The organism is Microbulbifer discodermiae (assembly GCF_040742695.1).
In the GTDB taxonomy this organism is placed as follows: Bacteria; Pseudomonadota; Gammaproteobacteria; order Pseudomonadales; family Cellvibrionaceae; genus Microbulbifer.
Genome location: NZ_JBFLAB010000005.1, coordinates 52,812 through 76,304, shown reverse-complemented (window position 1 = coordinate 76,304; position 23,493 = coordinate 52,812). Strand labels below are relative to the sequence as shown.

Below are 23,493 nucleotides of genomic sequence, written 5' to 3'. Positions count from 1 at the left end.
TGCCCGCGGCGCGCTATGGCCCTGGAACCAGGGTTGTAAATGCCGCTGGTATCGCGGGAGGATGCGGTGGTCAGTGCGCGTAATCGAGTATCGATACAAGCGAAAAAAAACCAACGCGGGTATCCTGTTGTGCTATGTCGATGACCCACCACTCACTGCTAGATTTCCGGAAGATTATGCGTAACAAACAAGCTCCTGCCGCTCCCCTGATCCTTGTGGATGGCTCCTCTTACCTGTATCGCGCCTTTCATGCGCTGCCGCCGTTGACCACCAGCAGCGGCCAGCCCACCGGCGCGGTACGCGGCGTAATCAGCATGCTGCGCCGCCACCTCAAGGAGCACCCTGACAGCACGGTCACGGTGGTGTTCGATGCCAAGGGCAAAACCTTTCGCGACGCACTGTTCGCGGACTACAAGTCTCACCGGCCTCCCATGCCGGATGACCTGCGCGAGCAGATCCAGCCGATTCACGACATCGTCGATGCCATGGGGCTGCCGCTGTTGATCATTGACGGGGTGGAGGCGGATGACGTTATTGGCACCCTGGCCCTGGAGGCGCAGGAGCAGGGCACAGAGGTAATTATTTCCACCGGCGATAAGGACATGGCGCAACTGGTGCGCCCGGGGATAACCCTGGTGAATACCATGTCCAATACCGAGCTGGACGAAGGGGGGGTGAGGGATAAGTACGGTATTGGGCCCGAGCTTATCATCGACTTCTTAGCCCTGATGGGCGACAAGTCCGACAATATTCCCGGCGTTCCCGGGGTCGGCGAAAAAACCGCGCTGGCGCTGTTGCAGAACCTGGGTGGCCTCACGAATATCTACGCCGACCTCGACGCCATAGCGCCACTGGGGTTTCGCGGTAGCAAGACACTGGCAAAAAAAATGGCGGAGCACCGCGAGGTGGCAGAGCTTTCCTATCAGCTCGCCACCATCAAGACCGATGTGGACATGCCCTATAAGCCGCAGGAGCTGCACAATGAAACCCCGGATAGGGAAAAATTAATTGAGCTGTTTACAGCGATGGAGTTTCGCGGCTGGCTGGATGAGCTGAGCGGTGGTGAGGGTGCGCAACAGGCCATGCAGGAAGCGGCGGAGCGGGATTACCAGATAGTGACCGATATGGCGGAGTTCGATCACTGGCTGGGAAGGCTTCGCGATGCGTCCATTTTTGCGTTCGATACCGAAACCACCAGCCTCAACTACATGCAGGCCAGGCTGGTTGGGGTGTCCTTTGCCGTACAGCCGGGAGAGGCCGCCTATGTGCCACTGGCGCACGACTACATAGGGGCACCGGAGCAGTTGCCTTTTGACCAGGTGCTGGAAAAGCTAAAGCCGCTGCTGGAAGACCCGACGCAGAAAAAGGTGGGTCAGAACCTGAAATATGACAGCCATATTCTGGCCAATTACGGAATTCACTTGCGCGGCATCAGCCGCGATACCATGTTGGAGTCCTATGTGCTGGACAGCACCGCCAGCCGCCACGATATGGACAGTCTGGCACTTAAATACCTGGGCGAGCACACGGTGCACTTTGAGGATATCGCCGGCAAGGGCGCCAAGCAGCTTACCTTCAACCAGATTGAGCTGGAGAGGGCGGGTCCCTATGCCGCCGAGGATGCCGATATTACTCTGCGTCTGCACGGTGAGCTGAGCCGTCGCCTGGCACTGGAGTCGTCGCTTGAGAAGGTACTGAATGAGATCGAAATGCCACTGTTGCCGGTACTCGCCCATATGGAGCGCAACGGTGCTTATATCGATGCCGGAATGCTGGCCCAACAGAGTATCGAGTTAGAGAAGAAAATGCGCGAGGCGGAGCAGCAGGCATTTGCAGTCGCCGGCGAGGAGTTCAACCTGGGCTCCACCAAGCAGCTGGGGGCGATACTTTTCGACAAGCTGGGGATTCCGGTGATCAAGAAAACCCCCAAGGGGGCGCCCTCCACCGCGGAGCCGGTGTTGCAGGAGCTGGCCCACAGCCACGAGTTGCCGGCGCTGATCATGAAGTACCGCGGACTGGCGAAGCTGAAAAACACTTATACCGATAAGCTGCCACAGATGATCGACCCCTCCACCGGACGGGTGCACACCTCCTACCACCAGGCGGTGGCCGCCACCGGGAGGCTCTCTTCCAGCGACCCCAATCTGCAGAATATTCCCATCCGCAGCGAGGAGGGGCGCCGTATTCGCCAGGCTTTCGTGGCCGATCCACGCATTGATGGCGGCAGCGTGATTATCGCCGCGGACTACTCACAGATTGAGCTGCGCATCATGGCCCACCTGTCCGGAGACAGCGGTCTGGTGGAGGCCTTTGCCCGTGGCGAGGATATTCACCGCGCCACCGCTGCGGAGGTTTTCGAAGTGTCGACGGAGGAAGTCAGTGGCGAGCAGCGCCGCCGCGCCAAGGCCATCAACTTTGGCCTTATCTACGGTATGTCGGCATTTGGCCTCGCCAAACAGTTGGGAATTCCCCGCGCGGATGCCCAGACCTATATCGACCGTTACTTCGCGCGCTACCTCGGGGTCCGGGCCTACATGGAGAATACGCGCAGGCACGCGGCGGAGAAAGGCTATGTGGAAACCCTGTTCGGCCGCCGCCTGTACCTGCCGGAGATCAACGCCCGCAACGGCGCACAGCGCCAGGCTGCAGAGCGCACCGCTATCAATGCGCCCATGCAGGGCTCGGCAGCGGACATCATCAAGCGGGCCATGATCCGGGTGGAGGCGTGGCTGGCGGAGCAGCAACTGGCCAGCAAATTGATCATGCAGGTGCACGATGAGCTGGTGTTGGAGGTCGTGGAAACCGAGGTGGATCGGGTCCACAAAGGTATCTCCGAGTTGATGCAGGGTGCGGCGGAATTGCGTGTCCCCCTGATTGTCGATGTGGGCCAGGGGGCAAACTGGGATCAGGCCCACTAGCAGGTTGTTGAAAAGGGCATGCTGCCTGTTTCAAAGCGCGAAAAGCGAAAAATGTGATTTTCACTCTTCTCCCAAAATCAACGAGTTAGGCGTCGTTGATTTTGCCGGAAAATCGATATTCCGGTAGCGGGGCGTCGAAATTCTTCGAATTTCAACAGCCAGCTAGAGCTTTGCTACACCAGCCGGATCCCAGACACTCGGGGTGATGGAGGAGAAATAAGGCGCCAATTAACGGGAATTTACATTTTTTAACCCTCACTGGGGAACCTGGGTGGCAATGGCCGCTCTAATCACACGAGATCGTTGGAATGCGTCATCATCCCCCAAGGAAGTCAGATGTTAGCCCCGGACCCCCCCCAAGTCCGGGGCTTTTTTTATGCGCCGGCCGCCGTCGCGATTCCGCAACCCACTAAATTGCCGGTTTAATGACAGCGGGCCGGGCATTACCCTTTTGCCGGCGGAGCTGCTCCTTGCACAATCAATCAGCGGTCAGTGTTTGCTAGTCTAATTTTATTGAGCAACCGACGATGTGAGCGGGGAACGGGCTGTGACCACGCCCTTCGAGAACCGCGAGGAGGCCGGGCGCCTGCTGGCGGAACGTCTGAGCGAATACGCCGGCCGCAGTGATGTGATTGTCCTGGCCCTGCCCCGGGGCGGAGTGCCCCTGGGCCTGGAGTTGGCGCGGGCGCTGCGGGCACCCCTGGACCTGATGCTGGTGCGCAAATTGGGGGTGCCGGGGCACGAGGAACTGGCGATGGGTGCCATCACCGGTGAGTCCCGGGTCATCAACGAAGATGTGGTCGCCAGCTGTGGCGTCGACAATGAGGCCCTGGAACAGAGGACCCGTGCGGAACAGAGAGAGCTGGTGAGGCGCGCCACCCGCTACCGGGGCGACCGCCCCTGGCCCCAACTCCGGGACCGTTGCGTCATTCTGGTGGATGACGGTATCGCTACGGGCGCCACCATGGAGGCCGCGGCACGCGCCGTCCGCGGGCAAAAGCCAGCCACTTTGTTACTCGCCGTACCAGTGGCGCCACCATCGATCGTGCATCGTTTCGAACCGCTGGTGGACCGTTTTATTTGCCTGCGCTACCCGGAAGCGTTTTGGGCCATCGGCGCCTGGTACAGGGACTTTTCCCAACTTACGGACGAGCAGGTTATCGCGATGATGGAAACAGCCCGGCAGCTTTCGGGGGCTTCGCCGTGACCGGGCGAGTAGCATCGCGGGCCTGCGGGCCCGTGGGCCACAGCACAAGCGACAATCACCTGTGTGAAGCGTCAACTGTCGTCGATCAGATTATCACCCTCGATCCTGCTCCGAGCCCGGGGATGACTTTCCGGTGATGCGTCTGAAGCTGTTTAGTCTGACCGAAGGCGCCGCCTTCGCGCACCGGGTGGCCGTGCAGTTGCGGGAGCCGCTGGTCCCCCATGAGGAGCGCAGCTTCGAGGATGGGGAGCATAAGCTGCGCCCACTGGACGATGTGGAGGGTGCGGATGTCTACCTGATTCAGTCCCTGCACAGCGGCGCTGACAGCAGTGTCCATGACAAACTGGTAAAACTGCTGTTTTTTATCGCCACTCTCAGGGACGCGGGCGCCACACGGGTGACCGCGGTGATTCCCTATCTCTGTTATGGACGCAAAGACCGCCGTACCAAAGCGCGGGACCCCCTGTCGAGCCGCTATCTGGCCGATTTGTTCCAAGCCGTCGGCACCGATTGCGTGATCACGCTGGATGCGCACAATCTGGCCGCATTCGAAAACGCATTTCGATGTCGTACCCTGCACCTGCAGGCACGGTCATTCTTTGTAGATTTTACCGCCAGCCAGCTGGCGTCAATCCAGGCCCCGTTGGTGGTGGCTTCGCCGGATATTGGTGGAGTCAAACGCGCCGAAGCCTTTCGCCTGGCGCTGGCGGAAAGGCTGCGGCGACCGCTGGGGCACGCCTTTGTGGAAAAGTACCGCAGCAACGGTCAGCTCACCGGTGGCACTCTGGTCGGTGAGGTACAAGGCGCGACGGTACTGATCGTGGACGACCTGATTGCCGGTGGCGGTACCATGATCCGTGCTGCTGAAGCCCTGGGTCAGGCCGGGGCCAGTGAGGTTTACGCTTTCGCCAGTCACGGCCAATTCTGTGACAACGCCCTGGCCCGGCTGTCCGCCCTGCCCCTGCGGGGATTGGTAGTGACCAATTCGCTGCCGCAGTCCACACAGACTTCCTCCCTGACAGTCATCGATTGTGCACCTTTGATCGCTGAGGCTATTGGCCGACTGCATCGCGGTGGTCCCGCCGCCGAGTTGAGCCCTTGAAAGGACAGCAGGGCAAGCTCAGTTAGTCTGAAAAGGCTTTAGAGACATTTTGTGCATGATTGGCATTTACTCTTCTTTACTCAGCGGGTGGGAACCGGTCCTTTCATTGCCTCTCTAAGGTTACAGATCGTTGATCACCCAACCCCAAACTGGAAGTTATCTTCCCCTCGCCCCGAACCCTCCGCTGTGTCGGGGCTTTTTTTTGTTTGGCGATGGGGTTGATAGACCCAGACAATCGAAGCGATAGAAATGCTTTGCCTGTATTGCGGGGAAAAAGCAATACAATGCTCAGCAGATTGTTTGAATCCGGTGCGACCGCTAGTGCAGTAGCCGCATTGGGAAATCCACCGGTAGCAGCTTACCTTAGACCCAGTGGAATAGAGAATGTACGTGTGAGAACCCAACAGATGTACCCTCCCCCTGGGTACACCTGCTTAGGTGCCCATCCCCAAGGGCACTGACCCCTGGCCGGCAGCTCCCATCTGCCGGCTTTTTTTTGCATTGCCCTAAGCCTTCAGAAGTCTTTGTAAAATGATTGCGCCACTATTGCAAATGATAATCATTATTATTATATTTAACTATGTGGAAGCAAAGGAGGTCGCCGTGAATCTACGTTACCTGTGTGCAAATCACAGCCAGTGGTTGATTGCCGACAAAGGCCGTGCCGAAAAGACATGGCTCGATTGGATGGAGAGGGGCAAGATCTTGTCCGAGGAGGGCAATGGTGCGGATGCAATCCCCTACCTGGGGTCCGCTTTCGACCTGGCGGGATTTTTGCTGACCAAGCAGTGGCCCAGCTATGCAGTGTCGGCGACGCGCTTTAGTGAAAATGCCCTCTGCTTAATGGCAGCCTACCGGGAGTTGGGTGATGAAAAACTATGCAACTATATTCGCGCGGGTGCCAGTTCGCTCCTTGCGCGCCAGTTGCGGGATGGCTGCAAACAACGGGTTACCGCTGACTGCATCAGCGTCCTCTACCCCGAGGATCGCCCCCGGTCGGTGCAGGGTCCCGGGGCGGGCAGCGAACCTTTCCCCGTTGCCGGCGATACCCACCTGCATTGATAGGATGGCCGGTGCCATGCGCAGAGACTCTTCGCCCCTGCTGACGGTCGCCATTCGCGAGGACACACTGACCGCGCTATTGGCCCAGCGCCACCTATGCGCTGAGGAGCTGCACTGCGAAACGTCGGGTGCGCGCCAGCAGTTACAACGGCTGTTGCTGCGCTCCCTGCTGCCTCGCCGGGGTGTGCAAAAGTAGTGATTACCGCGCAATGATCCCGCACTATTCAAGCAGTTACACGCTTGATTTGCGGCCCGAATATCGCTGTTCGGGAGAGCTGGCTGTTGATATATACTTTTTCAACAGCCAGCTAAGGGGTTAGCTGTCCCGCTGAGCCTGTGTTTCCCGGGGTGCGAGCCAGTCGACCAGCTTTCTCTCCAGCTTGTCCAGCCCGGTCCGCTTGGTGGAAGAGAAAGTCTGGACGGTAACGCCGGTATTCAACCCCTTCTCCTTCAATGCCTTCTCAACCGCGAAGCGGGTGTTGTTGGCCGGGCCCTGCTTCAATTTGTCCGCCTTGGTCAACAAGAGATGTATCGGCAGCCCGGCAGTGGCTGCCCAGGTGATCATGTGCAGATCGAATTCTTTCAGCGGATGGCGGATGTCCATCAGCAGGATCAGGCCGCGCAGACACTGGCGCTGTTCCAGGTAGAAAGCCAAGTGTCGCTGCCACTCGTCCTTCATTGAGCGCGCCACCTTTGCGTAACCGTAGCCGGGCAGATCCACCAGGCGCAGGTTATCGCGGATGCGAAAGAAATTAATCAACTGGGTACGCCCGGGGGTTTTTGAGGTGCGGGCCAGTTTGTTGCTTCCGGTCAGGGCGTTGATGGCGCTGGACTTGCCCGCATTGGAGCGGCCTGCGAAGGCCACCTCCGCGCCCTCATCGGGTGGGCACTCCGCCAGTGTCGGCGCACTGGTTAAAAATTCAACATTGCGAAACTGGATCGCTTCGGGTTTCGGTTCTGACATGGTCGGCCCGCAGATTAGGTACACTCGCTTGGCGCGCAAGTATATAATGCCGCGGTTTGAGCGTCGCCTCCGGCTTTTGTCGTCTGGCGCCGCGGCGGTCCGGATAGGATGTAAACGCCATATTTCAGCATTCAGCGCGCTATGGGACGACGTATGAAAAGCATTATTAATAACACCGCTGTAGCCCTGGTCCTGGGCCTGGCCGGCGCCCTCGGGGTCGCGACCGCCACGGCACAGGGGGACCCCAATGCAGGTCAAGCCAAGGTTGCCACCTGCGCCGCCTGTCACGGCACCGATGGCAACAGCATCGCGCCGGCCTTCCCCAAGATAGCCGGCCAGGGAGAAAAGTACCTGTTCAAGCAGTTAATGGATATCAAATCCGGCGCGCGGGCGGCTCCCCAAATGATCGGCCAGCTGGATAACTCCAGTGAACAGGATCTCCGCGATATGGCGGCTTATTTTGCTTCCCAGCAGCTGCAGGTTGCCGGCGCCCAGCCGATTTCGGTGATGCTGAATAGTGGCGAGAATGTCGATGGCCTGGCCCTGGGCCGCGACCTGTACCGTGCGGGCAATCCGGCCACCGGCGTGCCCGCCTGTATGGGGTGTCACTCCCCCTCCGGCCTGGGCAACGAACCCGCCGGTTATCCGCGCCTGGGCGGCCAATACGCGGGTTACATAGAGGCCCAGCTGAAGGCGTTTCGCACTGGCACCCGGGCCAATGACGGTGATACCCGGGTGATGAGGAGTGTGGCCAAGCAGCTGTCCGACGCTGAAATAAAGGCTTTGTCCCAGTACATTGCCGGACTGACCCCCTGATATTGTGAACACAGGAGCAGACAGGTTGTTTCCGTCTGCTTCTTGCTTGGTAACGCGGGAACTTCAATAATCGGTGCTGTCTATTGACATGCCGGGGAGCCCCCAGGTCCACGCTAATAAATAGGAGAATTTTATGAGAGTGCTAGCCGCAGTAGCCACGCTTTTGTTCAGCCTCGTTGCCTGCGCTCAGGACAGCGGTGAGTTCAAGGTGGGTGACTACTACCAGGTACTGCCGCAGGCCGTACCCCAGCGTGATACCAGCAAGATCGAAGTGACCGAACTCTTCTGGTATGGCTGTGGCCACTGCTACCACTTTGAGCCGATCCTGAACAAGTGGATAAAGGATATGCCCGCGGACATCAAGCTGACCAAGATCCCGGCGATCTGGCAGCCGGTGATGGAAGTGCATGCGCGCATGTACTACGTGGCCGACGCCATGGGGGTACTGGGCAAGATGCACGAGCCTATCTTCAACGCCATCAACAATCAGCGCAAGATGTTTGCAACCCGCGACGGCCGGGATTGGAATCCGGACCTGGCGGCGATCGAGGAGCTGTTCAACTCCCACGGCGCGGATGGCGCCAAGGCCGCCAAGCTGATGAATTCCTTCTCCGTAAACAGCAGGGTCAAGCAGGGCATGGCCAACCAGCGCGCCTACCAGTTGGCCGGCACGCCGGAAGTGGTTGTCGCCGGCAAGTACCGTATCAGTACTTCCCTGCCGGGTTTTAAGGGCAAGAGCAATGGTCAGGAACTGATGCTGCAGGTAGCCGACTATTTGATCGCCAAAGAGCGTGCCGACCGCGGCTAAAACACAGTTTTCACCGATCTGAAACCAAAAAGCCCCGCTCAAGCGGGGCTTTTTGGTTTCTGCCGCCATTCCTCCGGACTTGCTAACCTGAAGGAGAAGTCCGGCCCTACAGCTTGCCCATGAAATCAACCCGCTTACAGTGGTGTTTCCTGTGTCAGCACCACCGCCTTGCCGCCCTGGAGCTGCCCGGATTGTGCCTGGCCCTGTTGTTACTGGCGGGCCCGCTGGAGTGCCAGGAGTCCCGGGCGGCGGAGGCCATCAACTTGCTTTCCTATATCGCGGTGGACTACGGCGCTGCGGTGCAGGGCGGCCGGGTGGTGGACGAAGCACTTTACCGCCGGCAACGGCGCGATATCGCCGGGGCTCTGGAACTGGTGCGCAGGCTGCCGGACCGGCCCGGTCGTGACACGCTGGAAAGCCGTTTGTTGAATCTGGACATCGCGGTGGCGAATATGCGTCCGGGAGAAGAGGTACGCCGGCTGGCCAATGGCATTGCGGATCGCCTGGCGTCACTCTATCAGCTGCCCCGCTCACCGGTGGAAGCACTGCCGGCGGCGGCCGAAGCCGCCCCTATGTACGCTACTTATTGCGCCAGTTGCCACGGTGAAGCGGGGCGTGGAAGCGGAGCCGCACCACCTCTGAACGACCTGGCACGCATGGGGAGTTTCAGTCTCTACGATCTTTACAATAAGCTCGACCCTTCCGTCACTCCCAGCCATGCCGCCATTGCCGCTGGTAATGGATTGGACAGCCGCCAGCGCTGGGCACTGGCGGTGGCGGTGGCAAACCTGGCGGTGGCGGATATACCCCCGCCGCCGGTAGAGATGGCCCGGCGTTACCCCAATCTGACTGGACTGCCGGGTCTTGCCACAGTGCGCCCGGTGGAACTCCCGGACGAAGTGGCTTCAGCGCTGCTGTGGTGGCGCGGTCACCCGCGCCAGGCAAGTGCCCTACAGCATCCCCTGGCACGGGCGGAAGGCCTGCTGCAGGTGGCGGAAACCACCTATAGGGCCGGCGACTCCGTTACCGCCTACCGCCGTTTGATACTGGCCTACCGCCAGGATTACCTGCCCCTGCGCGCAACCCTGACGCAACGGGACCCGCCCCTCGCAAACCAGTTGGAGTCTGGTTGGCAGGTGCTGAGGGAGCTGATCCTCGACGATGCCCCCAGTGCAGAAGTGATCGCCGCGTTTAAACAGCTGCGGGAAACTCTGGGGCGCGCACAAACCCGGCTACAGGTGGTGGCACCACAACCCCCGGGTTATTGGCTTGCAGCGCTACTGTTTTCCGGTGCACTCTCGCTGGGGCTGTTGCTGTGGTGGGCGCTGCGTCGTCGCAGCAGGGTTTAGACTGAAAACAGTATCCAGCGAAAACGACCCTAGCGGAGTTTGCCATGGTGTTTCGATTTGTGCTGTTCTGTCTGCTGGTTGGCCTTTCCACAGGTGTCCGGGCGGTGGACCTGAATGTCTTTCCCTCCACTTTTGAAGACAAGAGGCGTCATGTGGTCACCCTACCCAAAGTGGTGGATGAAAGCCGGTTTATGGTCGAGCTGATGCCGGGCAGGGTCGAGCAGGTCGACTGCAATCCACGCAGCTACCAGGCAAAACTCCGGCGCGAGGTGCTGGTGGGCTGGGGCTACCCATACTTCGTCCTGTCTGATCTGGAGCCGGCCAAGTCTAACCGCAAAGCCTGCCCAGAAACCGCGAAAAGGCGCCGGTTTGTGCGCGTGCGCGGGGAGAACCTGATGCTGCCTTACGCCAGCGGCACACCGCTGGTGGTGTTCCTGCCACCGGGGTTTGATTTGAAGTACCGGATCTGGCGTGCCGACAAGAACTATTCCAATGCCCGCATAAAATAGCGCCAATGGCGGCAAAATAAATTATTTAACGCTTTCTCTGCCAAGGTGTGATTTAGCGACTAGCCTTTAACTACATGGGACGTGAAAAACCGCGTATTTGCGATTTTTCATGCCGTCCGGTAGCTGGCATCAACCGGCCCGGGCGGACAGGAAAACCGGCAGCGCCGCAGGCACTGATGCTGCCAGTCGCAAACGTCTACTTGTAGTAGCAGTAGCGGAGTCGCGCATGAAGTTTTTGCGTTGCCCGTCCCCCCCCAGGGTAATTCTTCCCTCGGATCACCAGGCGCCACTGCCAGACAACACCCTCACCCGTGGCCCGGTGCCAAGATCGGTGCTGCTGACACTGTTGCGGGTGTACCTCGCGATACTGGTGTTGTTTCTATTACTGCCATTGGCGGCGGCGGCCCAGCAGCCCGACCAGCGCAGCTGGGCCGGCAACTGGCTGGTGGTGAGCGAGAGAGATCAGCAGCTGGTATGGCAGTTGAATGAGGATGGCTCGGGTTTTGCCTACGGCTTTCTCCCCAACGGTAAATTGTCACACGGGTTCGCCATCAACTGGCGGCTCGATGGCGACCGGGTCAGTGTCCGCACCGGGGCCTCGGTGCGCTGCAGCGACGGAGTGGTCGCCGTGGCGTTTACCGGCTGGAGCGCCGCGACCTTAAACTTCGCCATTGTAGACGGCCGCAATTGGTTGCAGGCCAACGGCAGCATATTGAGTTTCCAGCGCCGTCTGCACAAGTGGAGTACCCCCAGAGCCGGCGGAGAATGCCCGAATCTGGCTACCTAGCCGGTGAAGCCCGCGAAACACCTACGACCTCAGGGACGAGCCACGCACAGTTGGAGTCCCGCTGTGATACAGCCTCGCCTTATCGTTGTCCTGCTGGTATCGCTACTCCCGGCCAGTGTGGTGGCCGAAGCTGGAGACGAGAACTGGCGGGCCGAATCGCGTTTTGAGGCCGCCCAATGGGTGGGCTCCTGGCTGATTTCCCGGGATGGCGAAGCGCGTCACGTCTGGAGCCTCAATGCCGACGGCACGGGGCGCTCCTACGCGTTTGTCGAGCACAAGGGAAAAATGCGCTTTGCTTATGGTTACGATATTCACTGGTATTACGAGCCGTTCACTCAAATGGCGAATATCAGGACCGAGCGCCGAATCGTCTGTCGCGGTGGCCGCGTTTACCCTTATTTTCTCACCCTGAAATCCTACGAAAGCGATTACGCAGTACGCGGTAAATACGCCTGGCAAACCACCTGGACTGAAGCCAGTATCGGACAGAACAACCTGCACAAATCCCTCGTGGTGTTCGTCGCACCACTATCTGCCTGGCACAACCCGGACAAGGATGCCCCCTGCCCAGAATTTCCCAGCCTGCCCCTGGAACGCGACATAGACACAGCGCTGCAGAGGTGGGACAAAGAGGCGGAGGGGGATCAGGCGGCAGAGGCGGGAAATGAAGCACTTGATGGGTCCCAGTAGAGGATGTCGAACTGCGGCGGGGGTTGAGTACCTATCTCCGTATGGGCCCGTCGGCCAACGGTATTGGCGGATCAATTGATGAATACAGCAGTTCCGGTGGGAAATTTACTCCGCGATAGCAAGGTGATCGCGGCGCTGCGCCGTCACTCTGTGTTGGTTCCCCAGCACAGGGCCGGTGAGAGGCTACGGATTCCGCGCGGTGTCGGCAACCGGGCGCAGTACAGCTGATGCAGGTGCCAGGTAATGCGGCAAGGCTATGCAGATCGATTATCCTCCGCCGCAACCGCACGGTGAAATCCGTCGGCTGCTGCCGGACTTTTTCTGTGTCCCGGGCACCACCAAACTGGCTCCCGCCACGCTGATTAACCGCAATATGGGCATTGTCCGGTGCGGCCGGGAACTGATTTTGGTCAATCCTGTGCGGCTGAGATCGCCCCAGGAGGAAAAACTCGCGGACCTGGGTCAGGTTCGCCACGCGATCCGGCTCGGCTACTATCACGGCTGCGATGACCTCTATTACCGCGATCGCTTCAATCTCACCTTTTGGTGCCAGGCCCACTCCGACCGCTATCCGGCGCCGCCCGCCGACCGCCTTCTGCGCGAGGGTGGTGATTGCCCTGTACCGGGTGGCCGCTTTGTAGAATTCAGCCACGGCCGATATCCCGAGGCTGTCCTCCTGGTGCCGGATCACGGTGGTCTGTTGCTGACCTGCGATGCATTGCAATACTGGCGGAACTGGTACGGCTGTAGTTGGTGCGGCCGCAACCTACTGCGGCTGTCGGGTTTTCGCCGCCGTATGCAGATTGCCCCCGGCTGGTGCATGCGCATGGCTCCCGTCGGCTGCCCCCAGCGTCTGTATCAGGATTTCGAGCGGCTTCTGGCGTTACCCTTTTGCCACTTGATGGCTGCCCATGGCAGTTTCTGCGCAGATCGCGCCCATGAAGAAGTTGCGCGGGCAGTGGCTGCAGCCTTTAGAGCCCACTGATTCACACCGTCAGTATGACTTTGTCTACAAGATCAAGATAGTTTATCGGTCGATGTAGATAGTTTTCGCCGACAAGTACCAGAGAGCCGCCGGCCATTGTCACACTGTACGGTGATGCTTGGACTACGCCATAGCCGGCGCAGGGCTTGCACCAGCAGTATCGCTCAGCATTGCAGCGGCTAGGAAAACTACCCAGCAGGGTGTGACCACAGAAGACATACAACGTTATTAAACAGCAGTTGTCGGGGTAGCCTTTACTCAGGGTGCATTGGGCTAAACGTCGTACTCAAGTCCACCTCCAACGGTTTATTCCGACAGGGGGACTAAGGGAATAGGTGCTGCGTCCAATGGGTTACAGGGCATGGGGATATAATGGCCATGAGGGCGGAAAGCTGGCGCTTTACACTTGCTCACTAAACTCAGCTGTAGTCCTTCGAAGTCCTGCGTGCACCAGGCGCGGTATTGGCTAAACTGCGCTGGCCAGTGTGCCATACCATTGATCAGTTTAGCTTCCCCCAGAATGGTACCCAGGGCAAGGCCGGCAGATTTGGCCAGGGCCTCTTTTACAGTCCAGCTTTGCAGGAATTTAGTTTCTGCTATTTCTCGGGGCAGTCGCAGCAACCATTCGGCCTCCTCCTGGGCAAAGTATTGTCTGCAGATTTTTCGCCACTTACGTTTGCCACCAGTACGCTCACAGTCTACGCCGATTGGGTGAGACCCTATGGCGACTGCAATCCACGGCCCTGAATGGCTGATGGAAACGAAGCCCAGCCTACGACCAGTAACATGGTACGCACATACCGGTGCCATTGGGTCTAACTCAATATCTATCGGTTCACAGGAGAAAATGTTTGCCAAGCTTTGACGCAGCAGGAGGCGTGCGGCGAGAAACTGGCAGCGCCGGGCCGAGCTGCCAAACTGGTCTAGGCGTGCGCGCTCTGGAGAGGTAAGCCATTCATGGGTTCGGGCTTGCCAGCCGTCCTCCCAGTTTTGGATATTGGAATAGACCAAATAGAGCAAAGGCTCCTTTCCACTTAGTGACTTCATCCCAATCTAATACGCCGATGACCGGCGCGTCTGTTCCATTTCCGAATTAAAGAGCAAGCTATTTTAAGCATTTTCCGGAAATTGAGTATACTTTTGGCCATAGAGTTAAAAAGCTGAATAAGCTAAGCGGTTATGAGCTTGGTTAGCTTACTAATGCAAGTATTTATCGTTCAATGGTGGCCCGAATAAGGGAAAGGGTATTTGACACTCAAAAATCTTTTGGCAATAAAATAAAGTTTCAGAATTTGATCCGGTAAGAACCCGATGATTGGCAGTGGTTGGCTTAGTGAGTAGCAAATATCGCTCGCCCCAAGCCTAACCAGCCCCGCTCGCAGTATCAGCATGGTGATAAGAGGTGGATACAAATGATATATTGGCATTTGGTGACATTGCTTGTCATTAGTTGGCGTTTGGTCCGTACGAGAATTACTTGAATCATATGTCGTTACACACTATTGACAGAAGTGTGGCTTGTCGCGATGTAGGCCTGCCCAAAGCTACTCATGCAATGATTGGTAGATTTTGCTGGCGCGGATTGATCGGCTTGTATACTATACGCGGTCATTTCGACCGCTGTGCAAGGAGCCCCAAAGTGGCCAGATTGTTACGGGCCATGCCGACAGTGTAGAAGGAAGAAGTGCAGGCGATTATATAAAAGCAAGGGGTATCGGGCCGGATCCTGTAAATAGCTGTGTCTATTGATTTCGTTATTTCAGCTTGGCAAGCCTGGGCGCCGGGAATTGAGGATATGTCGGACTGGCTTCGCTGGCGTCGTATGGACCTAGTCCTAGCTGGCGCCGATAAGCCGGACGTATCCTTTTTACCAATGATGCAGCGCCGTAGGCTTAGTCCATTGGCCAAGGCAGCCGTCGCTGTTGCCTATCCTTTGATTGGGAATCGGGATATTCCCCTGCTGTGTTGCTCTGTGCACGGTGAGGCCCTTCGCACTTATTCGCTTCTAAGCGATGTGGCGGCTAACGATGCGCTGTCGCCCACCGACTTCGGACTGTCGGTACACAATGCGATTGCTGGGCAGCTTTCCATACTTTGCGGAATCCAGTCGCCTGCGTTGGCATTGGCCGGTGGCAATTACCCGCTGCAAGTGGGTTTAATAGAAGCAATGGGCGTGCTGGCTGAGGGTGAGCAAGAATTGCTACTGCTCTTTTACGAGGAGTCGCTTCCGGAAATGTACTTGGGTAGCGCGCGGAGCCCGAAGTATATGTGCGCGACGGCGCTGCATCTGTCCAACATGTGCACAAATACAAGTGGGCTGCGTGCCTCACTGGTAAGTGGTACAAAACAGGTCGTTTCGGCCTTTGAAGAGGCGGAATATCAGTTGCCATTGATTGCGGCACTCGTTGATGGTGCCGGTCGCCTGCCGGTGGGGCAAGGCTGGGATTTAATTGTGCATGAAAAATAAGCAGATACCTGCATCGCACAGAGACAGCTATTGGTTGCGTCTAGTGGCGACCGCAGCAGCCTTCAGTTTGTTTGGTTTGGGTGGTTTAGTATTGCGGTTCATCCTATTTCCTCCGTTGAAATTCCTCTACCGTGATAAAGAACAGCGTAAGCGCAAGGCGCGGCTGCTAATTCACAATGCGTTTCGCGCATTTATAGGCTTTATGCGCTTAACCGGGATTTATACGTATAATTTTCAAGGCGAGAAACAGTTGCGGCGCCCGGGGCAGTTGGTGGTTGCGAACCACCCGTCCCTGATTGATGTGGTGTTCCTGATTTCGCGGATTCCAAATGCTAACTGTATCGTCAAGGCAAGCCTGTTTAGAAATCCATTTATGCGCGGTGCGGTAACTACCGCTGATTACATCCCTAACGATGATCCGGAGCGCATAATCGACATGGCTGCCAAGTCACTGCGGCGGGGCGAATCTCTGGTGCTGTTTCCAGAGGGTACGCGATCCGTACCCGGCAGGCCGTTGATATTTCAGCGAGGCGCCGCCTATATCGCCCTCCGCGCAGAAATTAAGCCGACGTTGATAACTATTCGCTGCAATCCACCAATGTTGATGAAAAATATACCCTGGTACAGTATTCCGCTGTCCCGCCCCCATTTTCAGTTCAGTTTCAATGATAGCGAAGAATTGCTGCAACCATGCAATATGAGCGAGTCGCCCCTGGCGGCTCGAGATATAACCAAGAGATTAAAAAAACATTTTACTGAGGGGTGTGCCGCGTGAGCGAATTGGTGGATGAGCTAAAAAATCTAATTATCGAAGTGTTGAATCTAGAAGATATTACCCCTGAAGAAATAGACGCCGATGAGGCGCTTTTCGGCGAAGGGTTGGGGCTCGATTCCATAGATGCGCTAGAGTTGGGGCTAGCCATACAAAAAAAATATAGTGTTTCTATTGATGCTGAAAGTGAAACTACGAAAAACCATTTCGCTAGCGTCAACAACCTGGCTGCGTTTGTCCTAGATAGTCGCAATTGAGAAAAGCAACGATGTTGAATAAAAAAGAGGAAATTCTGCCGGAGTTGACGGATATTCTGGTAGAAATGTTTGAAGTGAATGCAGATGACGTATCCATAGATGCGCATTTATCAGATGATTTGGATATCGATAGCATTGACGCAATTGATCTTATCGTGCGTTTGAAAGAATTAACCGGCAAGAAAATTGCACCAGAAGAATTTAAAAATGTGAGGACCGTTGGGGATGTTGTCCAGGCTATACAAAAGGTGATGTCGGAGTAGTGAGCAAATTAGGGCAAAGAATGCTGGCGCTAATAATCGCAGTCTATCCACTGGCAGTATACCTGGGGATTCAGCACTTTTCGCTTAAAAGCTTGCTGGGATTCTTGCTGATAATTGCAGCCTTACGGTTCCTGCTGAGCCGGGAGGGAGGCAAAGTGGGCGCGAGGTTGATAGCAGCTGCCCTGGCTATAGTTGTGAGTATGTCCTGGCTGCGCAACGATGCAGCTGCCCTGCTGTGGTACCCAGTACTATGCAACGTCGCTTTATTAGCGGTATTTGCATGGAGCTTACAACAGCCTCAGACAATTGTTGAACGACTCGCGCGCCTTAGACAACCAGAGCTATCAGCTGGAGGTGTGGCATATACGCGTCGAGTCACCAAAGTGTGGTGCGCTTTTTTTGTTGCAAATGGTGTTGTAGCTACTGGTACCGTTCTGCGTGGGGATATGCAACTCTGGGCGTTGTACAACGGTTTGATCTCATACGCCTTAATGGGGCTGTTGCTGGCAGGTGAATGGCTTGTGCGACGAAGTATTCTCAAGTCAGAGCTTGGTGGAAGCTGAAGAGAATGTTGTTTGAATCTGTATTCGGTTATCGAAACGACAACGACCTGATTTGTCACTCTCCTACCGGAAGCGTGGCCTTCTCCGAATTCAAGTATCAGTTAGCGTTGGCTACACGGTTCCTGAGGGGGCGCCTTACATGCGACCAATGTTGTCAAGTTGCACTGTACAGCGAAGACAGTTACGAATTCAGTGTATTGTTGTTCGCTGCGTTGGCCTGCAATGCGCAAGTGATTATTCCCGCAAATAACAAACGTGGCACAGCTTTACAGATAGGCACAGTAGCCCTGTGGCTAGGCGACTGGAAAACTAAAGAAAATTCTAATCTAGAGAATATAAGAGAAAATGAAAGCCCTATTGGGGGCTCTCTTAAGGCCGACCTGCCGCGTGTATTCAACGGTGGAATAAGCCTATTCACCTCTGGTAGTAGTGGCGAGCCTCAGCGTGTAGATAAGAGCTTAGCCCAGTTAATGACAGAGGTGGCGGCTCACCAAAGGCATTGGGGTATGGTTGCCAAGGGGGCCATTACACTCGCAACCGTGAGTCACCAACATATTTATGGTTTGTTGTTCAAGGTGCTGTGGCCGCTATCCAGTGGTCGACCATTTGCGAGCAAGACTTACATGGATATAGGTGGGTTGTTACGAGAGATGCAGCAAACCACACCAGTTCTATGGGTTGTCAGCCCGGCACAGCTGAGTCGTTGTATGGATGATTGGCCCTGGCAGTCCAGCCGGTCGTTAAAAGCCATTTTTTCATCTGGAGGCCCCCTGTCTGCGGTGGACGCTCAACTGATTGAGCGGCTCAGCGGAGTAGCACCGCAAGAAATATATGGTAGTACGGAAACGGGTGGTATAGCTTGGCGGCAACAGTCCATATTTGAGCCTTGGCAGCCGCTCAAGGGCGTCGAGGTTTCGGCGGATTCCAAGGGAATGATACAGGTTAATTCGCCCTGGTTAGAGATGTCCTATTCCGGTCAGGACAGAGTTAGCGTGAAGAGAGATGGTAGTTTTCGCCTACTGGGCCGAATGGATCGAATTGTAAAAATTGCGGAGAAAAGGATTTCGCTCTCTCAGGTAGATACATTGCTAAGCCGAAGTGAATGGATCCAAGAAGCTCGTACACTCACAATAAAGCGCAGGCGGGAATATCTGGCCGCGGTGATAGTGCTTAGTACGACAGGCGCCGGCGAGTTACAACGGATAGGCAAGGCAGCCGTGGTTCGCAAACTAAAGGCTGAGCTTGCTCCGGATATAGATAGTGTGGCATTGCCACGTTTTTGGCGCTTCGTCAGCGCAATACCGGTTGATCAGCAAGGGAAGAGTACAAAAGAACAGTTGATACATCTGTTCGATACTACGCCGACTGTAATGTTGCCACAAATTGAAAGTCGAGAATTATCTGAGAGTAACGCAAAGCTAACTTTGCGAATTCCCGCTAACTTAGCGTGCTTTCCAGGTCATTTTGAGGGAACCCCGGTAGTGCCTGGGGTCGTACAAATTGATTGGGCGATACATTATGGTCGCGAAATGTTTGGTGTCTTAGGCTGTTTTTCAGCTATGGAAGTGATTAAGTTCAAGAGATTGTTAATGCCGCGTGAAAGGGTGACCCTGGAGATGAACTATAACCCGGTAAAAAATAAACTGAAATTCTGTTTTCGTGCCGTTGATAGAGAGGCCTATGAATACAGTAGTGGACGACTGTGCTTTAAGAATGGTTAAACCATGTTTTGTAATCCCGGTATATAACCATGAAGGTGCAATTGGCGCTACCGTTGCGTCATTGCGAGAATTCGGATTGCCGTGTGTCCTGGTAAATGATGGCAGTAACGATGCTTGCAGCTTAGTACTGCAATACTTAGCGCGTGAGCATTCCGACTGGGTTCATCTGGTAGTGCGGGATGATAATGGTGGAAAGGGAGCGGCGGTTAAGACCGGATTGCGGGCCGCCCACGAACTCGGCTTCAGCCACGGTATTCAGGTGGATGCAGATGGCCAACACAATCCAGCCGATATACCACAATTTCTTCGCCATTGTGAGATGCGTCCCGATGCATTGATTTGTGGTTATCCCGTCTATGATCGATCTGTACCGATGGTTCGTCTGTTGGGACGCTATTTGACTCACATCTGGGTGTGGATCAATTCCCTATCGACGGAAATTAAGGACTCAATGTGTGGATTACGTTGTTACCCGCTCAACTGCGCAGTTGCAATGATTAACGAAGAGTTCCACGGAAATCGGATGGACTTTGACCCAGAAATTCTGGTGCGTTGGTACTGGCGTGGAAAACCATTAATACAGGTGCCAGTAAACGTTAGTTACCCCGCTGATGGAGTTTCCCATTTCCGTGGTCTAAGAGACAATCTGTTGATTTCCGCTATGCACACGCGCCTTTTTTTCGGTATGTTAGTAAGGCTGCCGCGGCGACTGACATCGGGCCCTAAACTGTGACTAGCCTACATTGGTCACGCTATCGAGAGCAGGGCTTTTCTCTCGGTATTCGCTTTCTATTCTGGCTGCATCATCGTTTGGGGCCCATAGCTTTCAAGGCGGCAGTTTATCCCGTTGCATTCAGCTACTATCTTAAAAATAGGGCTGGACGTTTGGCGATTCAGGAGTATTTACAGCTGTACACCGCACGTTATCCCGACGCTGGAATCCAGGCAAATTGGCGCACAGGTTTCAATGTTTTTTTAAACTTTGCCAATAGTGCGCGAGATAAACTCGAAGCCTGGTTTAGTGGGTTTCCTGCTGATCGTGTCAATTTTCCAAAACGGGATTTTCTGCATCAGGTGGTGGCAGGGGGTAAGGGTGGCGTATTGATTGGTTCGCATCTGGGGAATCTCGAAGTATGCCGTGCTCTGGGCAGTTTGACTGATGTGCGTGTAAATGTTCTGGTGCATACCAAACATGCGAAAAAGTTCAATCGAATGATGCAGAGGCTTAATCCGAAAAGTCAGCTATGCCTGATTCAGGTAACGGAAGTCACCCCCACTTTGGCGATGAAGCTTTCACTTGCAGTTGAGCGTGGTGAACTGGTAGTGATTGTTGGTGATCGTACCCCAGTTAATTCTCATGGCCGAACCTGCACGGTAGACTTTCTCGGGCGTCCGGCCAATTTTCCACTTGGGCCCTATATTTTGGCAGCGCTACTAAAGTGTCCGGTTTATACCTTATTTTGTCTGCGTAGTCCCACTGGCTATGACATCTACATGGATAAACTGTGCGATCAAGTGGAAATGAAGCGCGGTAATAGAGAAGGACACCTTTATATATTGGCGGCGGAGTTTGCTCGCCGGCTCGAACATTATTGCCGGCTGGCACCATTGCAATGGTATAACTTTTATCCATTCTGGAATCAAAAATAATGAATACGGCTGTATTACAGCGTACTCCAGTCGTTTTTGACGGTAGTGCTCTGACGATCACGCAGATAAATGATATTGCTCGGGGGCGTGCAGATGTCCGTTTGTCCGATGACGAAAATTTTGTTAAGCGTATTAATCGTGGTGCAGAATTTCTCGACCAGTTGTGGCAGCAGGAGGGCGTTATCTATGGTGTAACCACCGGTTATGGGGACTCTTGCTCGGTGGATATACCAGGTGATTTGATAGAAGAATTACCACGTAACTTGTACACCTTCCATGGCTGTGGCCTAGGTGAGTTATTCACAATCGAGCAAAGTCGCGCAATCGTGGGGGCTCGCTTAGCGAGCCTCGCAAGGGGCAGTTCAGGCGTGCGCTACGAATTGCTACAACAGCTATCACTTCTGCTACAGCAGGATATTATCCCGGTCATTCCCCAGGAAGGTTCTGTAGGCGCAAGTGGCGATCTAACACCACTATCCTATGTGGCGGCTGTCCTATCAGGTGAACGCCAAGTCTGGTATCGGGCTGAACGGTGTGATGCGGCGGCGATATTTGGTGAGCTAAAGATTACGCCACTCAGGCTTCGCCCTAAAGAAGGGCTTGCGATCATGAATGGTACCGCCGCAATGACCGGGCTTGCGTGCCTCGCCTATTGTCGCGCGGAATACCTATGTCAGTTGAGTGCCCGTATAACTGCAATGATGAGTATCGCTCTACAGGGCAACGTTTACCACTTTGATCCGGCACTATTCGCCGTCAAACCACATCCAGGACAAAATCTTATTGCCAGCTGGATTCATAGTGACTTGAGTGTAGACAGAGCAGCACCGCGGCAAAGTGACCGGCTACAAGATAGATACTCCCTTCGCTGTGCACCACATATCATTGGTGTACTGCAGGACTCACTCCCATGGATTTGTCAATTCATCGAAACCGAGCTAAATAGCGCCAATGATAATCCAATAATAGATGCAACCAGTGAACAGGTACTACACGGTGGCCATTTCTATGGTGGACACATCGCATTCGCCATGGACAGCTTGAAAAATGCCGTTGCCAACCTGGCGGACTTGCTCGATAGACAAATCGCGCAACTTACGGATGTAAAATTCAACAACGGCCTACCTGCGAATTTATCTGGGGTTAGGGGTGTGCGTCGACCACTGAATCACGGCTTTAAGGCGGTGCAAATAGGTGCAAGTGCCTGGACTGCGGAAGCGCTCAAACAAACCATGCCGGCGAGTGTATTTTCCCGTTCTACTGAGTGCCATAATCAGGACAAGGTCAGTATGGGCACTATAGCGGCGCGAGACTGTATTCGGGTTTTACAGCTAACTGAGCAAGTTGCTGCGGCCGCATTGATGATGGCTTGGCAAGGAATACAATTGCGAAGGAGAGATGGAGATTTGTTGGAAGAAGGGCTGTCTCCGTCAATGCTTGCCAGTATTAGACAGGTCGCCGATAGCTTCGCGCTGGTTGACGAGGATCGCGAGCTGGAAGGCGATCTACGTAACTTTGTTCGACTGATTCAGTGTCGTCATTGGCGACTTTACGATGAATAGAGAAATGTCGATATCAAAAAGTAGCCAGAAAAACTGGATAGCTGAAGTGGAATTACAAATTCCATTTCATGACGTAGATATGATGGAAGTGGCTTGGCATGGGCACTACAGCAAATATTTTGAAATTGCGCGCTGTGCATTACTGGATAAACTGGATTATAACTACCCGCAAATGCGGGATTCAGGGTTTGCCTGGCCTGTCATTGACTTGCGAATAAGATACATCAAACCTTTGTCTTTTCAACAGAGAATAATTGTACGTGCCGAAGTTGCCGAATATGAAAACAGATTTAAGATAAATTATCTGGTGCGAGATCGAGATAGTGGTCAGAATCTCACTAAGGGTTATACGGTACAAGTGGCTGTAGACATGTTGAGGGGAGAGATGCTCTTCGCATCACCACCGATACTGTTGAATAAATTGGGAGTTGCTTGATGCACAAGTTATGCCTCTTTTTGAGCGTTTGTGCACTATGTTCTATGCCAAATATATCGGTCGCTTTTGAAGTAAATGATAAAGCTGCACTGCAAGAAATAGAAAATCGCTTACAAATAAAATCGCAAATGATAGGGAAATTTGAACAAAAAAAGAGCCTGCCGCAGCTGCCGCATCTGCTACTTTCCAATGGCATTCTGGCCATATCGGACAAGTATGGGATTAGTTGGCGGGTGCAGGAACCAATACCGTCTCACTTGATTCTGGACGGACGGCAGGCTAGTGATGATCCCCTAACAAAACAAATCGCATATCCCCTATTACATATTTTGCGTGGTGATTTTTCTGAACTGGACAAGTTGTTTGAAATATCAACGGAGAATAACAAAAAATACTGGCAGCTTAGGTTGCTTCCCAAGTCGGAAATGTTTAATAAAATTATTACGCAAATAGAAATCACCGGAAATCGGAAGATTGAGAAGATCCGTTTGATCGAGGCAAACAGTGCCGTTACCGAAATGCTACTGTACGATCTGCATAGTGTAGATGTGACTGATCCACTCTTGGTGGCGGAATTTCCTGATGCGCAAGCACAATAGTAAAAA

At 54.8% G+C, this 23,493-nt stretch carries 26 protein-coding genes; 24 read left to right on the top strand and 2 right to left on the bottom strand.

All coding sequences use genetic code 11. The features are described 5' to 3' along the window. Positions 1-176: 176 nt before the first annotated feature. The 5 genes from polA to AB1S50_RS03000 all read left to right on the top strand — a co-directional run bounded on the left by polA (position 177) and on the right by AB1S50_RS03000 (position 6,485). Complete coding sequence (gene polA / locus AB1S50_RS03020; protein WP_367148916.1) at positions 177-2,918, top strand: DNA polymerase I; 2,742 nt, start codon at positions 177-179, stop codon at positions 2,916-2,918. A gap of 547 nt (positions 2,919-3,465) precedes the next feature. After that, positions 3,466-4,125, top strand: coding sequence for a phosphoribosyltransferase (locus tag AB1S50_RS03015; protein WP_367148915.1), 660 nt, complete (start codon positions 3,466-3,468; stop codon positions 4,123-4,125). Positions 4,126-4,261: 136 nt separating this feature from the next. Further along, positions 4,262-5,227 (top strand): ribose-phosphate diphosphokinase, encoded by a 966-nt coding sequence (locus AB1S50_RS03010; protein WP_367149022.1) that lies wholly within the window; start codon positions 4,262-4,264, stop codon positions 5,225-5,227. Between the two features lie 603 nt (positions 5,228-5,830). Continuing rightward, a complete protein-coding gene (locus AB1S50_RS03005; protein WP_367148913.1) occupies positions 5,831-6,289 on the top strand; it encodes a hypothetical protein in 459 nt (152 codons plus the stop codon). A 16-nt stretch (positions 6,290-6,305) separates the two neighbouring features. After that, on the top strand, positions 6,306-6,485 hold the full coding sequence (locus AB1S50_RS03000; RefSeq protein ID WP_367148911.1) for a hypothetical protein: 180 nt from the start codon (positions 6,306-6,308) through the stop codon (positions 6,483-6,485). A 120-nt stretch (positions 6,486-6,605) separates the two neighbouring features. Here the strand turns inward: AB1S50_RS03000 and yihA are convergent, their stop codons facing one another. Next, positions 6,606-7,253 (bottom strand): ribosome biogenesis GTP-binding protein YihA/YsxC, encoded by a 648-nt coding sequence (gene yihA / locus AB1S50_RS02995; RefSeq protein ID WP_367148910.1) that lies wholly within the window; start codon positions 7,251-7,253, stop codon positions 6,606-6,608. Positions 7,254-7,406: 153 nt separating this feature from the next. Between yihA and AB1S50_RS02990 the strand changes: the two genes are divergently transcribed. From AB1S50_RS02990 to AB1S50_RS02955, 8 genes are all read left to right on the top strand, one after another. Further along, positions 7,407-8,069, top strand: a complete 663-nt coding sequence (locus tag AB1S50_RS02990) for a c-type cytochrome (RefSeq protein WP_367148909.1) — start codon at positions 7,407-7,409, stop codon at positions 8,067-8,069. A 133-nt stretch (positions 8,070-8,202) separates the two neighbouring features. Continuing rightward, positions 8,203-8,877, top strand: a complete 675-nt coding sequence (locus tag AB1S50_RS02985; protein WP_367148908.1) for a thiol:disulfide interchange protein DsbA/DsbL — start codon at positions 8,203-8,205, stop codon at positions 8,875-8,877. A 119-nt stretch (positions 8,878-8,996) separates the two neighbouring features. After that, complete coding sequence (locus AB1S50_RS02980; protein ID WP_367148907.1) at positions 8,997-10,226, top strand: c-type cytochrome; 1,230 nt, start codon at positions 8,997-8,999, stop codon at positions 10,224-10,226. Positions 10,227-10,270: 44 nt separating this feature from the next. Further along, entirely contained in the window at positions 10,271-10,735 is a 465-nt protein-coding gene (locus AB1S50_RS02975; protein ID WP_367148906.1) for an ecotin family protein, read from the top strand. A gap of 226 nt (positions 10,736-10,961) precedes the next feature. Continuing rightward, complete coding sequence (locus tag AB1S50_RS02970; protein ID WP_367148905.1) at positions 10,962-11,522, top strand: hypothetical protein; 561 nt, start codon at positions 10,962-10,964, stop codon at positions 11,520-11,522. Positions 11,523-11,585: 63 nt separating this feature from the next. Continuing rightward, complete coding sequence (locus AB1S50_RS02965; RefSeq protein ID WP_367148904.1) at positions 11,586-12,212, top strand: hypothetical protein; 627 nt, start codon at positions 11,586-11,588, stop codon at positions 12,210-12,212. A 78-nt stretch (positions 12,213-12,290) separates the two neighbouring features. Further along, positions 12,291-12,440 (top strand): hypothetical protein, encoded by a 150-nt coding sequence (locus AB1S50_RS02960; RefSeq protein ID WP_367148903.1) that lies wholly within the window; start codon positions 12,291-12,293, stop codon positions 12,438-12,440. A 28-nt stretch (positions 12,441-12,468) separates the two neighbouring features. Beyond that, a complete protein-coding gene (locus tag AB1S50_RS02955; protein ID WP_367148902.1) occupies positions 12,469-13,197 on the top strand; it encodes a hypothetical protein in 729 nt (242 codons plus the stop codon). A 306-nt stretch (positions 13,198-13,503) separates the two neighbouring features. On the opposite strand, the gene AB1S50_RS02950 is transcribed toward AB1S50_RS02955, so the two are convergent. Beyond that, positions 13,504-14,217, bottom strand: coding sequence for a 4'-phosphopantetheinyl transferase family protein (locus tag AB1S50_RS02950; protein ID WP_367148901.1), 714 nt, complete (start codon positions 14,215-14,217; stop codon positions 13,504-13,506). A 718-nt stretch (positions 14,218-14,935) separates the two neighbouring features. On the opposite strand from AB1S50_RS02950, the gene AB1S50_RS02945 reads away from it, so the two are divergent. Genes AB1S50_RS02945 through AB1S50_RS02895 form a run of 11 tightly spaced genes read left to right on the top strand, consistent with a single transcriptional unit; the run spans position 14,936 to position 23,487 of the window. Beyond that, positions 14,936-15,664, top strand: coding sequence for a beta-ketoacyl synthase chain length factor (locus AB1S50_RS02945; RefSeq protein ID WP_367148900.1), 729 nt, complete (start codon positions 14,936-14,938; stop codon positions 15,662-15,664). After that, on the top strand, positions 15,654-16,439 hold the full coding sequence (locus AB1S50_RS02940) for a lysophospholipid acyltransferase family protein (RefSeq protein WP_367148899.1): 786 nt from the start codon (positions 15,654-15,656) through the stop codon (positions 16,437-16,439). Before AB1S50_RS02945 ends, AB1S50_RS02940 begins: the two co-directional genes overlap by 11 nt. Next, positions 16,436-16,693: a phosphopantetheine-binding protein gene (locus tag AB1S50_RS02935; RefSeq protein ID WP_367148898.1), complete on the top strand. Its 258-nt coding sequence runs from the start codon at positions 16,436-16,438 to the stop codon at positions 16,691-16,693. The genes AB1S50_RS02940 and AB1S50_RS02935 overlap by 4 nt, the downstream gene beginning before the upstream one ends. Positions 16,694-16,704: 11 nt before the next feature. Further along, positions 16,705-16,956, top strand: a complete 252-nt coding sequence (locus AB1S50_RS02930) for an acyl carrier protein (protein ID WP_367148897.1) — start codon at positions 16,705-16,707, stop codon at positions 16,954-16,956. Next, on the top strand, positions 16,956-17,519 hold the full coding sequence (locus AB1S50_RS02925; RefSeq protein ID WP_367148896.1) for a COG4648 family protein: 564 nt from the start codon (positions 16,956-16,958) through the stop codon (positions 17,517-17,519). The genes AB1S50_RS02930 and AB1S50_RS02925 overlap by 1 nt, the downstream gene beginning before the upstream one ends. Before the next feature lie 5 nt (positions 17,520-17,524). Next, positions 17,525-19,240: an AMP-binding protein gene (locus AB1S50_RS02920; RefSeq protein WP_367148895.1), complete on the top strand. Its 1,716-nt coding sequence runs from the start codon at positions 17,525-17,527 to the stop codon at positions 19,238-19,240. Continuing rightward, positions 19,200-19,973, top strand: coding sequence for a glycosyltransferase family 2 protein (locus AB1S50_RS02915; protein ID WP_367148894.1), 774 nt, complete (start codon positions 19,200-19,202; stop codon positions 19,971-19,973). Before AB1S50_RS02920 ends, AB1S50_RS02915 begins: the two co-directional genes overlap by 41 nt. Then, the gene (locus AB1S50_RS02910) at positions 19,970-20,890 is read left to right on the top strand and encodes an LpxL/LpxP family acyltransferase (RefSeq protein WP_367148893.1); all 921 of its coding nucleotides are present in this window, start codon (positions 19,970-19,972) and stop codon (positions 20,888-20,890) included. Before AB1S50_RS02915 ends, AB1S50_RS02910 begins: the two co-directional genes overlap by 4 nt. After that, positions 20,890-22,452: an HAL/PAL/TAL family ammonia-lyase gene (locus tag AB1S50_RS02905; RefSeq protein WP_367148892.1), complete on the top strand. Its 1,563-nt coding sequence runs from the start codon at positions 20,890-20,892 to the stop codon at positions 22,450-22,452. Before AB1S50_RS02910 ends, AB1S50_RS02905 begins: the two co-directional genes overlap by 1 nt. Further along, complete coding sequence (locus AB1S50_RS02900) at positions 22,445-22,888, top strand: acyl-CoA thioesterase (RefSeq protein WP_367148891.1); 444 nt, start codon at positions 22,445-22,447, stop codon at positions 22,886-22,888. Before AB1S50_RS02905 ends, AB1S50_RS02900 begins: the two co-directional genes overlap by 8 nt. Beyond that, positions 22,888-23,487 carry a LolA family protein gene (locus AB1S50_RS02895; RefSeq protein WP_367148890.1) on the top strand — a complete coding sequence of 200 codons (600 nt, stop codon included), beginning with the start codon at positions 22,888-22,890 and terminating at the stop codon, positions 23,485-23,487. Before AB1S50_RS02900 ends, AB1S50_RS02895 begins: the two co-directional genes overlap by 1 nt. Positions 23,488-23,493: the final 6 nt, after the last annotated feature.

Excerpts from the sequence above, each read along its gene's own strand:
- AB1S50_RS02985 (WP_367148908.1), top strand. The coding sequence starts at position 8,203 with ATGAGAGTGCTAGCCGCAGTAGCCACGCTTTTGTTCAGCCTCGTTGCC.
- AB1S50_RS02895 (WP_367148890.1), top strand. The coding sequence starts at position 22,888 with ATGCACAAGTTATGCCTCTTTTTGAGCGTTTGTGCACTATGTTCTATG.
- polA (WP_367148916.1), top strand. The coding sequence starts at position 177 with ATGCGTAACAAACAAGCTCCTGCCGCTCCCCTGATCCTTGTGGATGGC.
- AB1S50_RS02900 (WP_367148891.1), top strand. The coding sequence starts at position 22,445 with ATGAATAGAGAAATGTCGATATCAAAAAGTAGCCAGAAAAACTGGATA.
- yihA (WP_367148910.1), bottom strand. The coding sequence starts at position 7,253 with ATGTCAGAACCGAAACCCGAAGCGATCCAGTTTCGCAATGTTGAATTT.
- AB1S50_RS02905 (WP_367148892.1), top strand. The coding sequence starts at position 20,890 with ATGAATACGGCTGTATTACAGCGTACTCCAGTCGTTTTTGACGGTAGT.
- AB1S50_RS02920 (WP_367148895.1), top strand. The coding sequence starts at position 17,525 with ATGTTGTTTGAATCTGTATTCGGTTATCGAAACGACAACGACCTGATT.
- AB1S50_RS02960 (WP_367148903.1), top strand. The coding sequence starts at position 12,291 with ATGAATACAGCAGTTCCGGTGGGAAATTTACTCCGCGATAGCAAGGTG.
- AB1S50_RS03000 (WP_367148911.1), top strand. The coding sequence starts at position 6,306 with ATGCGCAGAGACTCTTCGCCCCTGCTGACGGTCGCCATTCGCGAGGAC.
- AB1S50_RS02915 (WP_367148894.1), top strand. The coding sequence starts at position 19,200 with ATGAATACAGTAGTGGACGACTGTGCTTTAAGAATGGTTAAACCATGT.
- AB1S50_RS03010 (WP_367149022.1), top strand. The coding sequence starts at position 4,262 with ATGCGTCTGAAGCTGTTTAGTCTGACCGAAGGCGCCGCCTTCGCGCAC.
- AB1S50_RS02990 (WP_367148909.1), top strand. The coding sequence starts at position 7,407 with ATGAAAAGCATTATTAATAACACCGCTGTAGCCCTGGTCCTGGGCCTG.
- AB1S50_RS02930 (WP_367148897.1), top strand. The coding sequence starts at position 16,705 with ATGTTGAATAAAAAAGAGGAAATTCTGCCGGAGTTGACGGATATTCTG.
- AB1S50_RS02980 (WP_367148907.1), top strand. The coding sequence starts at position 8,997 with ATGAAATCAACCCGCTTACAGTGGTGTTTCCTGTGTCAGCACCACCGC.
- AB1S50_RS02955 (WP_367148902.1), top strand. The coding sequence starts at position 12,469 with ATGCAGATCGATTATCCTCCGCCGCAACCGCACGGTGAAATCCGTCGG.
- AB1S50_RS02970 (WP_367148905.1), top strand. The coding sequence starts at position 10,962 with ATGAAGTTTTTGCGTTGCCCGTCCCCCCCCAGGGTAATTCTTCCCTCG.
- AB1S50_RS02975 (WP_367148906.1), top strand. The coding sequence starts at position 10,271 with ATGGTGTTTCGATTTGTGCTGTTCTGTCTGCTGGTTGGCCTTTCCACA.
- AB1S50_RS02940 (WP_367148899.1), top strand. The coding sequence starts at position 15,654 with ATGAAAAATAAGCAGATACCTGCATCGCACAGAGACAGCTATTGGTTG.